This window comes from Pseudomonas sp. NBRC 111123, from assembly GCF_001320205.1.
Taxonomy (GTDB): Bacteria; Pseudomonadota; Gammaproteobacteria; order Pseudomonadales; family Pseudomonadaceae; genus Aquipseudomonas; species Aquipseudomonas putida_J.
This window is the reverse complement of sequence record NZ_BCAZ01000058.1, coordinates 22,725-36,500: the sequence shown is the minus strand read 5'-3', so window position 1 is coordinate 36,500 and position 13,776 is coordinate 22,725. Positions and strand designations below refer to the sequence as shown.

Sequence of the window (13,776 nt, the reverse complement as noted above, 5' to 3'; positions counted from 1 at the left end):
GCTCCCATAGGAACTGCACAATGTCCGAGACTGTGGTGATCCTGTGGGAGCGGGTTTACCCGCGAAGAGGCCGGGCCTGCTCAGCGCAGATCGCCAACCATCTTCAGCAAGGTCTCCAGCACCGCTCCGGCCAACGCCTTGGACCGCGCCCCCGACCACTCGGCCACCGGCTCCGGCGCATCGTCATGGTCCTTGAACGGCATCTCCAGCGTCAGCGACAGGCAGTCATACGCCATCCCCACCGCATTGCACGCCAGCGTGGTATTGGCCTGCCCCGGTTCGTCCCGGGTATAACCATGCACTGCCTGGAAGTCCTTGGTCACACTGCACAAGGTCGAGCGGAACTGCTCCTCCAGCTTGGCCAGCCGCGGCGTGTATCCCGGGTTGCCCTCACAGGCTGCCGTAAACACATGGGGAATTTCCTCGTCCCCGTGCACATCGATGAACGCATCCACCCCGTACTGCTTCATCTGCGCCTGGGCGAAGAACACCTCCGGGGTCAACTCGACACTGGCATCTTGCCAGGCCCGGTTCAGGTCCTTGCCCTTGAAGTTGGTGCGCAGGTGGCCAAGGAAGGCACCGTCCGGGTTCATGTTCGGGATCAGGTACAGGTCGGCCTTTTCCAGCAGTTTGCGAACCGTCGGGTCATTGGCTTGCAGCCGGTCGATCACCCCCTCCATGAACCATTCGGCCATGTGCTCGCCAGGGTGCTGCTGGGCTATCAGCCACAGCTTGCGTTTGCCTTCAGCGCCATCACCGGCACGCAGCAGCGGGATATCCCGGCCTTGCACGCTGCGTCCGTGGGCCAGCAGCTCGACGCCCGGTATCTGCTGGGCGCGCTCGATCAGCTGGTTGTGGCGTGCACGCGGGTAGGGCTCGAAGTAGGCGAACCAGACCTGCGCCTGCTCGGCCTTGATCTCGAACGACAGCGCCTTGCCATCGAACCGGCTCGGCACACGGAACCAGGTTTGCTGATCGTAGGAGGCCACGGCGTTGTAGCCGCTCCAGGCGTTCTTGTAGGAAGACTCGCTGGCGTTGTCCAGGCTGAAGCGATGGACCTGACCCGGCGTGAGGCCGCTGACCTTGAAGTGGAACCACTGGAAGTGGCCGCTATTTGTGTCCGGGCGAATGGCCAGGCGCACCTGGGCCGGGTTGCTGGCATCCAGTACCTGGATGTTGCCGGAATCGAAATCGCAGTCGATTTTCAGGGGGGACAGCGTCACGGTCATTGCCAGACTCCTTAGGCATTGTTGTGACTGCTACTGTACACCGCTTGGCAAGGTTGCTGCGTCTCCATTGGGTATCAAGTCACACCCAGTAGCCAAACAGCAGCACTGCAGCCACACCCAGCCCGACTGCCACCGAACACCCACCCACCGAAATGGCCGCACGCCCTTGCCTATACCAGCCATCGTGGCCCAGCTCTCGTGCCGGGGCGAGCAGGCTGCGCCAGCGCAGCTCGGTAGCATGAAATGCCTGCAAGTGCGCAGGTGCCGCATCCAGCCAACGGCGAAAATCGATGCGCTCGCACGACGTCACGTCGGGGCTTTGCAACCGCACATACCATTGCCCGGCCACACTGGCCAGTGCATCCCCGCGTGGTTGCGCCACTTGCAGGGCCTGGTTCATGTTGCGTTCGATGCTGAGCAGCGGGAGGTCGAGGCGCTTGGCGATGCCGGCAAAGTCCAGCTGATCGAGGCGGTTGAGCAGGAACACTTGCTGTACGCGCCGGGGCAGGCGCTTGAGAGCGTACAGCAGCTCATTCTCGGCAGCATGCTCGCTGGCAGGCGTGGGGTGCTCAAGGGGCAGCAGCAGACGGCTCATGGACAGCTCCTTGCTCTCGGGGTAGGGGTGGGGGCATCGTCCTTGATGCAGAAACAGCGTAGTCAAAACGAGATTGATTCTCAAGTGCTGATTCCGCAAAGATTTGTAATGAGCGTTCACGCTCTGAAACACTTTTGCTATCATGCGCGCCATCAACGATCTTCATTAGCCTGAAGAGCCAAAAAAAAGACCCGGCAAAAAGCCGGGTCAAAAACCGTGATTAGCCTGATGAGGAGATAATCTGGAGCGACCTAAGCTCCGGGTTATCCAGCAGATCTCGCGATCAGCTGAGTGCAATAATAATCGTTATCATTTGCCAGTCAAATGAATTTTCATTTATCCGGTAAAAAAGTTTTACCGGTGCGCTTCCTTGTCCCGGCAATCGGGGCCTTTCGCCGGTAGCCGGCCATCACGTTCTCCCTTCTGCTTTTACCTACAGCCCGTTCTGCAGGGCGCGCCTGTGCTCCAGCAGGGCTCTGGCCATATCGATCATGTGCATCAGCGCGAACGTCAGCTCGCGGGTACTGCCCTCCTGGTGGGTGGCGGTTTCGTGGGCGGTGGCGGCAGCACAGCGCAGCAGCTCGATGGCGTGGTCCTGGGCCTGCTCAGCGGTGACGCCGGCGTGCAAGGTCCAGATCTGAGTGTGCGCGCTGGGGCGCGTGGGGTTGGGGTTCAGGTAGTAGTCGAGGGCGCGACGGGCCGCTTCGCTGTCTAAATCTGTTACGTCGTCTTTCGGTGGTTTCATCCTGATACCTGCTAGAGCCAGTAGGGAAAGGGTTCTGCCTGATGGTAATACCTGAAGTATTTTTGTGAACTTTAATAAATAATACAGAATGTTTATTGAGCGGCAGAAGCCAGTCCGTATCGTGCCAGCGATGAATATGGATAAATGGATTGCCCTCGTCCGTGACCGGATGGAGGAGTTAGGCCTCACTCAAGAGCAGCTTGCCGAGCGCGTTGGTGTGTCTCAAGGCAGCGTGGGCCATTGGCTGAACAAGCGGCGGCAGCCGAAGATCGAGTCGATGAATCGCACGTTTGTCGAGATTGGTATGCCCCACTACAGCGTCAGCCTGCAGCTGCGCATTCACGGTGAGGTTGGCGAGGAACGTGGCCTCTACGAAGTGGGTGACAGCGATGACGACCTGGACCTCATGCAATACATCGTGTGCTTCCGCTACCCTGTGCTGGCCTGGGATGAGCTGAGCGCTGCAGAAATTGCCGCGCCTGGCGTATTCGAGCAGACCGACTACCTGGCCCAGGGCAAGGCGTTCTGGCTGACCGTGGAAAATGATGCGATGAGCTCGGCCAGTGGCCGCAGTGTGCCGCAGGGCATGCGGGTCTTGGTGGACCCAGGGCTGGAGGTAGAGCCGGGGCGGCTGGTGATTGCCCGGCAGCCGGGCAAGACGGCGATTCTGCGTGAGCTGGCCGAGGAGGGTGGGCAACAGTACCTGAAGGCGCTGAACGGCAGTTATCCGACGCTGGTATGTGAAGCGGGTTGCGAGTTTCTCGGGGTAGTCGTGCGGGTGCACGGGGCCTTCTAGATTGCCGGGGCTGCTGCGCAGCCCTTTCGCGACACAAGGCCGCTCCTACAGGAAAATGCGGTCTCTTGTAGGAGCGGCCTTGTGTCGCGAAAGGGCCGCAAAGCGGCCCGTGTATGCCTCACTCGGCCAGGTCAACCAGCACGGTACCCTCGCTGACCATATCCCCTTCCTGGCAAAACAAGGCCTTCACCGTCCCGGCATGGGGCGCACGAATGCTGTGCTCCATCTTCATCGCCTCCAGCACCACCAGTGCCGTTCCAGCCTCCACGACCTGCCCAGGCGCCACCATCACCCGCACGATGCTGCCGTTCATGGGCGCACCCAGCCCGCCCTGATGGCTGTGGCTGGCCTCCGCCTCGGCGATCGGGTCGAAGGTTTCGACTGCATGCATCTCGCCATCCCAACGCAGGAACAGCGTGCCACCGCGGCGCACCGCCAGATGACGGCGACGTATACCACCCTGGTCGTGGCCCAGCTGTTCGCCGTTCAGCTGCCAGGTCGAAGCAGCACTGCGCTCAAGGGCGACCGCCTGGCGTTCGCCACCACTCACCAGATGCAGACTGCTGCGTGCCGGCAACCCCAGGCGCAGGCCGTTGCGCTCGGCCCACGGCGAGCGGCTATCGTCGGCCCGTTGGTGCGGCGCCTCGCCTTGCAGCCAGGCCTCAGCCGCTGCTTCCCAGAAGCCCGCAGGCAAAGCCTGTGGTGGCGGCAACAGCGTGGCCTGATGGCGTGGAATGAACCCGGTATCCAGCTCGGCCGCGGCGAAGGCCGGGTGCGCGAGAATCCGGCGCAGGAAGGCGATGTTGGTCTTCAACCCGCCAATGGCGAATTCGTCGAGCATCGCCAGCAGGCGCAGGCGTGCCTGCTCGCGGTCCTGGCCCCAGGCAATCAGCTTGCCCAGCATCGGGTCGTAGAACGACGATACCTCGTCACCTTCGCTGACCCCGCTGTCCACCCGGCGGCCTTCACCCGGCGCCGACTCGCGGTACAGCACCAGCTTGCCAGTGGCCGGCAGGAATTCATTGGCCGGGTCTTCGGCATACAGCCGCACCTCGATGGCATGGCCGATCAGCGGCACCTGTTCCTGAGTGATCGGCAGTGGCTCGCCGCAGGCCACGCGAATCTGCCAGGCCACCAGGTCGAGGCCGGTGATGGCTTCGGTGACCGGGTGTTCGACCTGCAGGCGAGTGTTCATCTCCATGAAGAAGAACTCGCCACGGGCGTCGAGCAGAAACTCGACGGTGCCTGCACCGACATAGCCGATGGCCTGGGCCGCGCGTACCGCCGCCTCACCCATGGCCCGGCGCAGCTCGGCCGACAGGCCTGGCGCTGGCGCTTCTTCCACCACCTTCTGGTGGCGGCGCTGGATCGAGCAGTCGCGCTCGTTGAGGTACAGGCAGTTACCGTGCTGGTCGGCGAACACCTGAATTTCCACGTGGCGTGGCTTGAGCACGTACTTTTCCACCAGCATGCGCGCATCGCCGAACGACGACTGGGCCTCACGCTGAGCCGAGGCCAGGGCGTCGGCCAGCTGGCTCTCCTCCTCGACCACTTTCATGCCTTTGCCACCACCACCGGCGCTGGCCTTGAGCAGCACCGGGTAGCCAATGCGTTCGGCGGCGGCGCGGAAGGTGTCCAGGTCTTGCGCTTCGCCGTGGTAGCCGGGCACCAGCGGCACGCCGGCGTCTTCCATCAGCGCCTTGGCTGCCGACTTGCTGCCCATGGCATCGATGGCGCTGGCCGGTGGGCCGAGGAAAATCAGCCCGGCTGCTTCGATGGCGCGGGCAAAGCCTGCGTTTTCGGAGAGGAACCCATAGCCTGGGTGGATGGCCTGGGCGCCGCTGGCTTTAGCCGCGGCGAGGATCTTGTCGACCACCAGATAGCTGTCGGCAGCCTTGCTGCCGCCCAGGTCGACACGAATGTCGGCTTCGCGGCTGTGGCGGGCGTCACGGTCGGTGGCGCTGTGCACCGCGACAGTGGTCAGGCCCATGGCCTTGGCGGTGCGCATCACCCGGCAGGCGATTTCGCCACGGTTGGCGACCAGCAGGGTGGTCAAAGCGGGGCGGCTCATGGGCGCGGCTCCTTCTTGTCGTCGATTTGCCAGGCGGGGCGGCGTTTTTCCAGGAAGGCGCGCAGGCCCTCCTGGCCTTCGGCGCTGACGCGGATGCGGGCGATGGTGTTTTCACAGTAGCGGCGCAGGGCCGGGCTGAGTTCGCCGTCGTCCACTTCGCGCAACAGGTCCTTGGTGGCGCGTAGCGCTTGCGGGCTGTTCTGCAGCATGTTGCTTACCCAGGCTTGCACCTGTGCGTCCAGTTCAGCGGCCGGGTACACCTCGGCCAGCAGGCCCAGCTCGCGGGCACGCACGCCGCTGAAACGCTCGGCGGTCAGGGCATAGCGGCGCGCGGCGCGTTCGCCGATGGCTTTGACCACGAACGGGCTGATCACCGCCGGGGCCAGGCCGATGCGCACTTCCGACAGGCACAGCTGAGCGTCTTCGGCGCCGATGGCCATGTCGCAGCAGCTGATCAGGCCCAGCGCGCCACCGAAGGCGGCGCCTTGCACCACGGCCAGGGTCGGGGCCTTGAGGCGGTGCAGGGCATACATCAGCTCGCCGAGTTCGCGGGCGTCATCGAGGTTGGTGTTGAAGTCCAGCTGCGCCGATTGCTGCATCCAGGCCAGGTCGGCGCCGGCGCTGAAGTGCCGGCCACGGCCGCGCAGCAGCAGAAAGCGCAGGCTGGTGTCTTCGGCCAGCTGGTTGAGGGCCACGATCAGCTCGCGGATCATCAGCGCGTTGAAGGCGTTGTTCTTGTCCTCGCGGCTGAGCCACAGGGTGGCGAAGCCGCGCGGGTCGCGGGTCACTTCGAGGGTGCTGAAATCGCTCATGGGTCACATCCGGAAAATGCCGAAGCGGCTCTGTTCGATCGGCGCATTCAGCGCGGCGGACAACGCCAGGCCGAGCACGTCGCGGGTCTGCGCCGGGTCGATGACACCGTCGTCCCACAGGCGGGCGCTGGAATAGTAAGGGTGACCCTGATGCTCGTACTGGTCGAGGATCGGCTGCTTGAGCCTGGCCTCGTCCTCGGCGCTGAAGGCCTGGCCGCTGCGCTCGCTCTGCTCGCGCTTGACCTGGGCCAGCACCCCGGCGGCCTGCTCGGCGCCCATCACGCCAATGCGCGCGTTGGGCCACATCCACAGGAATCGCGGGTCGTAGGCACGGCCACACATGCCGTAGTTGCCGGCGCCGAAGCTGCCGCCGATGATCACCGTGAATTTCGGCACCTGGGCACAGGCCACGGCGGTGACCAGCTTGGCGCCATGCTTGGCGATGCCGCCTTCTTCGTACTTCTTGCCGACCATGAAGCCGGTGATGTTCTGCAGGAACAGCAGCGGGATACCGCGCTGGCAGGCCAGTTCGATGAAGTGCGCGCCTTTTTGCGCGGCTTCGGCGAAGAGGATGCCGTTGTTGGCCAGGATCGCCACCGGGTAGCCGTGCAGGTGGGCGAAGCCACAGACCAGGGTAGTGCCGAACAGCGCCTTGAACTCGTCGAACGCCGAGCCGTCTACCAGACGCGCGATCACCTCGCGTACGTCGAATGGCTGCTTGGCATCGGCCGGGACCACGCCGTACAGCTCGTCGGCAGGGTAAAGCGGCGCCACAGGGGCCTGGCGCTGCAGCTTGCCGAGCTTGTGCCAGTTGAGGTTGGCGACACTGCGCCGGGCGATGGCCAGGGCGTGTTCGTCGTTGTCGGCGTAGTGGTCGGCGACGCCGCTGGTGCGGCAGTGCACATCGGCACCGCCCAGGTCCTCGGCACTCACCACTTCACCGGTTGCCGCTTTCACCAGCGGCGGCCCGGCAAGGAAGATGGTCGCCTGCTGGCGCACCATGATCGCTTCGTCGGCCATGGCCGGCACGTAGGCACCGCCAGCGGTGCACGAGCCCATCACCACGGCGATCTGCGGGATGCCCAGTGCGCTCATGTTGGCCTGGTTGAAGAAGATTCGCCCGAAGTGCTCGCGATCGGGGAACACTTCGTCCTGGCGCGGCAGGTTGGCGCCACCGGAGTCCACCAGGTAAATGCACGGCAGGCGGTTCTGCAAGGCGATGGTTTGCGCGCGCAGGTGTTTCTTCACCGTCAGCGGGTAATAGGAGCCGCCTTTGACTGTGGCGTCGTTGGCCACGATCATGCATTCCACGCCTTCGACGCGGCCGATGCCGGCGATCACGCCCGCGGCCGGTACCTCTTCGCCGTACACGTCATGGGCGGCCAGTTGGCCAATCTCCAGGAACGGCGAGCCTGGGTCGAGCAGGCGGTCGATGCGCTCGCGTGGCAGCAGTTTGCCACGCGAGGTGTGCCGTTCCTGGGCCTTGGGCCCGCCGCCCTGGGCCACCTGGGCGAGCAGGCCGCGCAGGGCCTGGACCTGTTCGAGCATGGCCGCGCTGTTGCCGGCGAACTCCACCGAACGCGGGTTGATCTGGGTGTGCAAGGTAGCCATGTGCGCCCGTCCCCTGTGCTCAGCGGGTTTCGTTGAACAGTTCGCGACCGATCAGCATCCGGCGGATTTCGCTGGTGCCGGCACCGATCTCGTACAGCTTGGCGTCGCGCAGCAGGCGGCCAGCCGGGAATTCGTTGATGTAGCCGTTGCCGCCGAGAATCTGGATCGCTTCCAGGGCCATTTGCGTGGCGCGTTCGGCGGTGTACAGAATCACCCCGGCGGCGTCCTTGCGGGTGGTCTCGCCACGGTCGCAGGCCTGGGCCACGGCATACAGGTAGGCGCGGCTGGCGTTGAGCTGGGTGTACATGTCGGCGATCTTGCCCTGGATCAGCTGGAACTCGCCGATGCTCTGGCCGAACTGTTTGCGGTCGTGGATATAAGGCACCACCAGGTCCATGCAGCTTTGCATGATGCCGGTGGGGCCACCGGAGAGCACCACGCGCTCGTAGTCCAGGCCGCTCATCAGCACCCGTACGCCGCCGTTGAGCTGGCCGAGAATGTTTTCTGCCGGCACTTCGACGTCGTCGAAGAACAGCTCGCAGGTGTTGGAGCCGCGCATGCCTAGCTTGTCGAACTTGTTGCTGCGGCTGAAGCCTTTCCAGTCACGCTCGACGATGAACGCAGTGATGCCGTGCGCGCCCTTGTCCAGGTCGGTCTTGGCGTAGATCACGTAGGTGTTGGCGTCGGGGCCGTTGGTGATCCAGGTCTTGCTGCCGTTGAGCACGTAGCGGTCGCCGCGCTTTTCGGCGCGCAGCTTCATCGATACCACGTCGGAACCGGCGTTGGGCTCGCTCATGGCCAGGGCACCAATGTGCTCGCCGCTGATCAGCTTTGGCAAGTACTTGAGCTTTTGCTCGTGAGTGCCATTGCGGTTGATCTGGTTGACGCAGAGGTTGGAGTGCGCGCCGTAGGACAGGGCGACCGAGGCCGAGCCGCGGCTGATTTCTTCCATCGACACCACGTGGGCCAGGTAGCCCAGGCCGGCGCCGCCGTACTCTTCGGGCACGGTGATACCCAGCAGGCCCATGTCACCGAACTTGCGCCACATGTCGGCGGGGAACAGGTTGTCGTGGTCGATTTGCGCGGCGCGTGGGGCCAGCTCGGCGGCGACGAAGGTGCGCACCTGGTCACGGAGCATGTCGATGGTTTCGCCCAGGGCGAAGTTCAAAGAGGGGTAATGCATGGGGGAGCACCTTCTTGTTCTTGAAATTGGGTTACACCGTAGCTCAAGGGCTCTGCGCCGGCCCTGTGGGAGCGGGTTCACCCGCGAATGCTTCAGCAGGACCACCGTCATTGCCTGAATGATCGCATTCGCGGGTGAACCCGCTCCCGCAGGGTCGGCGGTGCGCCGGCAAACCAGGTGTCGTTCATCACCTTTACGTTAACGTAAACCTGCCATCGATCACTGTCAATCGACTCATCACCTTTACGTAAACGTAAATCTGCGCCAGAGTATTCCCAGCTCGCTTCAGCCGTGCCCAGAACAACCACAAGAAGGGACACCCATGAGTCAACCAAGCTACACCCGCGGTCGCCAGGACCAACCGCTGCTGACCCAGACCATCGGCCAGGCCTTCGATGCCACCGTGGCCCGCTGCACCGACGGCGAAGCGCTGGTGGTGCGCCACCAGGGCCTGCGCTACAGCTGGCGGCAGCTGGCCGAACAGGTCGACCTGCACGCCCGCGCCCTAATGGCCCTGGGCGTGAACACGGGCGACCGGGTCGGCATCTGGTCACCCAACTGTGCCCAGTGGTGCATTCTGCAAGTGGCCAGCGCCAAGGTCGGTGCGATCCTGGTCAACATCAACCCGGGCTACCGTGTGGGTGAACTGGAGTACGTACTACGCCAGTCCGGCTGCCGGTGGCTGGTGTGTGCCGATGCCTTCAAGACCTCCGACTACCACGCCATGGTTCAGGAACTGGCACCAGAACTGGCCCACGTTGCGCCTGGTGAACTTGACTGCGAGCGTCTGCCGGACCTGCGCGGGGTGATAAGCCTGGCGGCCAAGCCGCCTGCCGGCTTCCTGCCTTGGCACACCCTGGCCGAAAGGGCAGGGCAAACTGCGGCACAAGCCTACATTGCCCGCCAGCAGGCCCTGCAGTTCGACCAGCCGGTTAACATCCAGTACACCTCCGGCACCACCGGCGCACCCAAGGGCGCCACGCTCAGCCACTACAACATCCTCAACAACGGCTTCATGGTCGGCGAAAGCCTGGGCCTGACCGAGCGCGACCGCATGGTGATCCCGGTGCCGCTGTACCACTGTTTCGGCATGGTCATGGCCAACCTCGGCTGCATCACCCACGGCAGCACCATGGTCTACCCCAACGACGCCTTCGACGCCGAACTCACCCTGCGCGCCGTGGCCGAGGAGCGCGCCAGCATTCTCTATGGCGTGCCGACCATGTTCATCGCCATGCTCGATCACCCGTCACGGCAGCAGCTGGATCTTTCCACTTTGCGCAGCGGCATCATGGCCGGCGCCACCTGCCCGATCGAGGTGATGCGCCGGGTCATCGACCAGATGCACATGGCCCAGGTGCAGATCGCTTACGGCATGACCGAAACCAGCCCGGTATCCCTGCAGACCGGCCCGGATGACGCACTGGAACTGCGCGTGACCACGGTCGGCCGCACCCAGCCACAGCTGGAGACCAAGCTGGTGGACGCCGATGGCTGCATCGTTCCTCGCGGCGAGATCGGCGAACTGTGCACCCGCGGCTACAGCGTGATGCTCGGCTACTGGGACAACCCCCAGGCCACGGCGGACGCCATCGACCCGGCGGGGTGGATGCATTCGGGCGACCTGGCGGTGATGGATGAGCACGGCCATGTGCGCATCGTCGGGCGCAACAAGGACATGATCATTCGCGGTGGCGAGAACATCTACCCGCGGGAACTGGAGGAGTTTTTCTACACCCATCCGGCGGTAGCCGATGCGCAGGTGGTCGGTATTCCATGCAGCCGTTATGGCGAGGAAATCGTTGCCTGGATCAAGCTGCACCCAGGGCACAGTGCCACGGTTGAAGAGCTTCAGGCCTGGTGCAAGGCGCGCATTGCCCACTTCAAGGTGCCGCGGCATTTCCGTTTCGTCGACGAGTTTCCGATGACGGTGACGGGGAAGGTGCAGAAGTTTCGGATGAGGGAGATCAGTGTGGCGGAGATTGCAGGTGTGACTGCGTGAGGCTGGTAGGGCTTGTCGTGGGATGTTTGCTGGGGCCGAGATCGAGCGCCGCCCGCGCGGCGCATCGCGGATAAATCCGCTCCTACATCTGTTGCAACGTGGCCATGCCTGTCAGGCCATGGTTGTCAGCCTTGTTTATATGACTCAAGCCATGCGCCAGGGCTGGCACCATGGCCTGACAGGTTCGGCACGTTGCAACAAATGTAGGCGCGGATTTATCCGCGATGCGCCGCGCGGGCGGCGCTCGATTTCACAGGCGCTACACATTTCACGGCGAACCCACCGCGTCGCCCCCAATCCCTGTTTCGACATTGGGTCTACCCTTAAGCCTTCACCGGCGGTTCTTCACTCGGCGGGTCACCCACCGTCGGCGGCATGGTCGGCTTGATCGGCAGTTCGTCCGGCTCTTGTTCCGGCACGGGCGGCGGCAGGCTCGGGTCGTCGATATTGGGATCGGGTGTTTCCGGTGGAGTGGGGATGTTCATGGCCTGACCTCGCACGGGTGGTTATTGAACAGCTGCTGCAGGCTCTGACCGCTGGCAGCTGCCGTTCGCTCAATTTTTTTTGAACCCCATGCCGGTGTCCGGCTCTGAACCCTTACCGCCAACAGCCTGAGGGAGCAAGGTCGATGACACGAAACGAGCCCTTTGAAAGCGTGCCCACGGCGAACGATCACCCGGACCAGGCCATCAGCCTGTCACAGGCGCTACTGGCGCCGCGCATCGTGATCGAAGACACCCAACCTGTGCTCGAAGCCGGCACGTTCGCCGCCAAGGCCGTCAGCGGGCAACGGGTTGCGGTCAGCAGCAAGGTCTACAGCGATGGCCACGACCGCTTGGCGGTGATGCTCAACTGGCGCCAGGCCACCAGCCGGCGCTGGCACTGTGTGCCGATGCATTCGCCCGGCAATGACCTGTGGCTGGCCGAATTCACCCCGACTGAGCTGGGCCTGCACCTGTTCAGTATCGAGGCCTGGATCGACCCGTTTGCCACCTACTGCCACGACCTGGAGCGCAAGTACCATGCGGGCGTCGAGGTCCAGCTGGAGCTGGAAGAAGGCCGCTTGCTCCTGGGCAAAGGCGCAGAACGTAGCGAGGGCGCCTTGCGCGAGCAGATAGAGAGCTTGCAGGCCCGCTTGCCGGAGCTTTCCCAGGATGACCAGGTGGCCCTGCTGCTGGGCCCTGAAGCCACCCGGTTGATGGCTGAGGCCGAGCACCGCAGCTACCTTACCCGCAGCATCGAATTCCCCCTCGACGTCGACCGCCCGGCCGCGCTGTTTGCCAGTTGGTACGAGTTGTTCCCGCGCTCGATCACCGACAGCCCCGAGCGCCACGGCACCTTCAATGACGTGCACGGGCGCCTGCCGATGATCCGCGACATGGGCTTCGACGTGCTCTATTTCCCGCCCATACACCCGATCGGCAAAAAGCACCGCAAGGGCCGCAACAACGCCTTGCAGGCAGAGCCCAATGACCCAGGCAGCCCTTACGCCATCGGCAGCCCGGAAGGCGGGCATGACGCCATTCACCCAGCGCTGGGTACCCGTGAGGACTTCCGTCGGCTGGTGGCCGCCGCCGCCGAGCACGGCCTGGAAATCGCCCTGGACTTCGCCATCCAGTGCTCACAGGACCACCCGTGGCTGCAGGAGCACCCCGGCTGGTTCAGCTGGCGGCCTGACGGCACCATCCGCTATGCCGAGAACCCGCCGAAAAAGTACCAGGACATCGTCAACGTCGACTTCTATGCCGCCGAGGCTGTGCCGTCGCTTTGGCTGGCCCTGCGCGACGTGGTGGTGGGTTGGGTCGAGGAGGGCGTGAAGACTTTCCGCGTCGACAACCCGCACACCAAGCCACTGCCGTTCTGGCAATGGCTGATCGCCAATGTGCGCAGCCAGCATCCCGAGGTGATCTTCCTCGCCGAGGCGTTCACCAAGCCAGCAATGATGGCGCGCCTGGGCAAAGTCGGTTATGCGCAGAGTTACACCTACTTCACCTGGCGCAACACCAAGCAGGAGCTGCGCGAGTATTTCGAAGAACTCAACCAGCCACCGTGGAGCCAGTGCTACCGGCCGAACTTCTTTGTCAACACGCCGGACATCAACCCCTATTTCCTGCAGAACTCGGGCCGCGCCGGGTTCCTCATCCGCGCCGCACTGGCGACCATGGGTTCGGGGCTGTGGGGCATGTATTCGGGCTTTGAACTGTGCGAAGGCACGCCGCTGCCGGGAAAGGAGGAGTACCTGGATTCGGAGAAGTACGAAATCCGCCCGCGCGACTTCACCCAGCCCGGCAACATCATCGCCGAGATCGCCCAGCTCAACCGTATCCGCCGGCAGAACCGCGCCCTGCAAACCCACCTTGGCGTGGCCTTCTTCAATTGCTGGAACGACAACATCCTGTATTTCGCCAAGCGTACGCCCGAGCGCGACAACTACATCCTGGTGGCGATCAGCCTCGACCCGCACAACGCCCAGGAGGCGCATTTCGAGCTGCCGCTGTGGGAGCTGGGCCTGGACGACAACGCCGAAACCCAGGGCGAAGACCTGATGAACGGCCACCGCTGGTCGTGGTATGGCAAGACCCAGTTCATGCGCATCGAGCCCTGGCACCAGCCATTCGGTATCTGGCGTATCGAAAAAGCCCGCTAGCAAGGTACACACGCCACCCCCTGTGGGAGCGGGTTCACCCGCGAACACCGGCAAAGCCGGTGCCACACACCGCGGTGCCTGCTTC

The 13,776-nt window shown here is 63.9% G+C and carries 11 protein-coding genes; 3 read left to right on the top strand and 8 right to left on the bottom strand.

The annotated features are described in order from the left end of the window. Positions 1–80: 80 nt before the first annotated feature. The 3 genes from APH27_RS22785 to APH27_RS22775 all read right to left on the bottom strand — a co-directional run bounded on the left by APH27_RS22785 (position 81) and on the right by APH27_RS22775 (position 2,569). On the bottom strand, positions 81–1,229 hold the full coding sequence (locus tag APH27_RS22785) for a M14-type cytosolic carboxypeptidase (protein WP_027919676.1): 1,149 nt from the start codon (positions 1,227–1,229) through the stop codon (positions 81–83). A gap of 79 nt (positions 1,230–1,308) precedes the next feature. After that, positions 1,309–1,824 (bottom strand): DUF4880 domain-containing protein, encoded by a 516-nt coding sequence (locus APH27_RS22780; protein WP_027919677.1) that lies wholly within the window; start codon positions 1,822–1,824, stop codon positions 1,309–1,311. A gap of 433 nt (positions 1,825–2,257) precedes the next feature. Beyond that, entirely contained in the window at positions 2,258–2,569 is a 312-nt protein-coding gene (locus APH27_RS22775) for a DUF6124 family protein (protein ID WP_027919678.1), read from the bottom strand. 88 nt (positions 2,570–2,657) lie between these two features. Between APH27_RS22775 and APH27_RS22770 the strand changes: the two genes are divergently transcribed. Then, positions 2,658–3,365 carry a LexA family transcriptional regulator gene (locus tag APH27_RS22770; RefSeq protein ID WP_060485966.1) on the top strand — a complete coding sequence of 236 codons (708 nt, stop codon included), beginning with the start codon at positions 2,658–2,660 and terminating at the stop codon, positions 3,363–3,365. Between the two features lie 118 nt (positions 3,366–3,483). Here the strand turns inward: APH27_RS22770 and APH27_RS22765 are convergent, their stop codons facing one another. The 4 genes from APH27_RS22765 to APH27_RS22750 are packed head-to-tail and all read right to left on the bottom strand — an operon-like array spanning position 3,484 to position 9,042. Next, a complete protein-coding gene (locus APH27_RS22765; protein ID WP_060485965.1) occupies positions 3,484–5,436 on the bottom strand; it encodes an acetyl/propionyl/methylcrotonyl-CoA carboxylase subunit alpha in 1,953 nt (650 codons plus the stop codon). Beyond that, the gene (locus tag APH27_RS22760) at positions 5,433–6,248 is read right to left on the bottom strand and encodes a gamma-carboxygeranoyl-CoA hydratase (protein WP_027919681.1); all 816 of its coding nucleotides are present in this window, start codon (positions 6,246–6,248) and stop codon (positions 5,433–5,435) included. Before APH27_RS22760 ends, APH27_RS22765 begins: the two co-directional genes overlap by 4 nt. Before the next feature lie 3 nt (positions 6,249–6,251). Further along, a complete protein-coding gene (locus tag APH27_RS22755; protein WP_060485964.1) occupies positions 6,252–7,859 on the bottom strand; it encodes a carboxyl transferase domain-containing protein in 1,608 nt (535 codons plus the stop codon). Between the two features lie 19 nt (positions 7,860–7,878). Then, positions 7,879–9,042 carry an isovaleryl-CoA dehydrogenase gene (locus APH27_RS22750; protein ID WP_027919683.1) on the bottom strand — a complete coding sequence of 388 codons (1,164 nt, stop codon included), beginning with the start codon at positions 9,040–9,042 and terminating at the stop codon, positions 7,879–7,881. 322 nt (positions 9,043–9,364) lie between these two features. On the opposite strand from APH27_RS22750, the gene APH27_RS22745 reads away from it, so the two are divergent. Then, positions 9,365–11,044, top strand: coding sequence for an AMP-binding protein (locus tag APH27_RS22745; protein WP_027919684.1), 1,680 nt, complete (start codon positions 9,365–9,367; stop codon positions 11,042–11,044). Between the two features lie 323 nt (positions 11,045–11,367). Here APH27_RS22745 and APH27_RS26670 read toward each other — a convergent pair whose 3' ends face one another. Next, positions 11,368–11,529 carry a hypothetical protein gene (locus APH27_RS26670; RefSeq protein WP_177331715.1) on the bottom strand — a complete coding sequence of 54 codons (162 nt, stop codon included), beginning with the start codon at positions 11,527–11,529 and terminating at the stop codon, positions 11,368–11,370. Between the two features lie 143 nt (positions 11,530–11,672). Between APH27_RS26670 and APH27_RS22740 the strand changes: the two genes are divergently transcribed. Beyond that, positions 11,673–13,691 (top strand): alpha-1,4-glucan--maltose-1-phosphate maltosyltransferase, encoded by a 2,019-nt coding sequence (locus APH27_RS22740; RefSeq protein WP_060485963.1) that lies wholly within the window; start codon positions 11,673–11,675, stop codon positions 13,689–13,691. The last annotated feature ends 85 nt before the right edge of the window (positions 13,692–13,776 follow it).

Bases quoted from the DNA above. Each gene is read 5' to 3' on its own strand.
- APH27_RS22785 (WP_027919676.1), bottom strand. From the start codon at position 1,229: ATGACCGTGACGCTGTCCCCCCTGAAAATCGACTGCGATTTCGATTCC.
- APH27_RS22780 (WP_027919677.1), bottom strand. From the start codon at position 1,824: ATGAGCCGTCTGCTGCTGCCCCTTGAGCACCCCACGCCTGCCAGCGAG.
- APH27_RS22775 (WP_027919678.1), bottom strand. From the start codon at position 2,569: ATGAAACCACCGAAAGACGACGTAACAGATTTAGACAGCGAAGCGGCC.
- APH27_RS22770 (WP_060485966.1), top strand. From the start codon at position 2,658: ATGTTTATTGAGCGGCAGAAGCCAGTCCGTATCGTGCCAGCGATGAAT.
- APH27_RS22765 (WP_060485965.1), bottom strand. From the start codon at position 5,436: ATGAGCCGCCCCGCTTTGACCACCCTGCTGGTCGCCAACCGTGGCGAA.
- APH27_RS22760 (WP_027919681.1), bottom strand. From the start codon at position 6,248: ATGAGCGATTTCAGCACCCTCGAAGTGACCCGCGACCCGCGCGGCTTC.
- APH27_RS22755 (WP_060485964.1), bottom strand. From the start codon at position 7,859: ATGGCTACCTTGCACACCCAGATCAACCCGCGTTCGGTGGAGTTCGCC.
- APH27_RS22750 (WP_027919683.1), bottom strand. From the start codon at position 9,042: ATGCATTACCCCTCTTTGAACTTCGCCCTGGGCGAAACCATCGACATG.
- APH27_RS22745 (WP_027919684.1), top strand. From the start codon at position 9,365: ATGAGTCAACCAAGCTACACCCGCGGTCGCCAGGACCAACCGCTGCTG.
- APH27_RS26670 (WP_177331715.1), bottom strand. From the start codon at position 11,529: ATGAACATCCCCACTCCACCGGAAACACCCGATCCCAATATCGACGAC.
- APH27_RS22740 (WP_060485963.1), top strand. From the start codon at position 11,673: ATGACACGAAACGAGCCCTTTGAAAGCGTGCCCACGGCGAACGATCAC.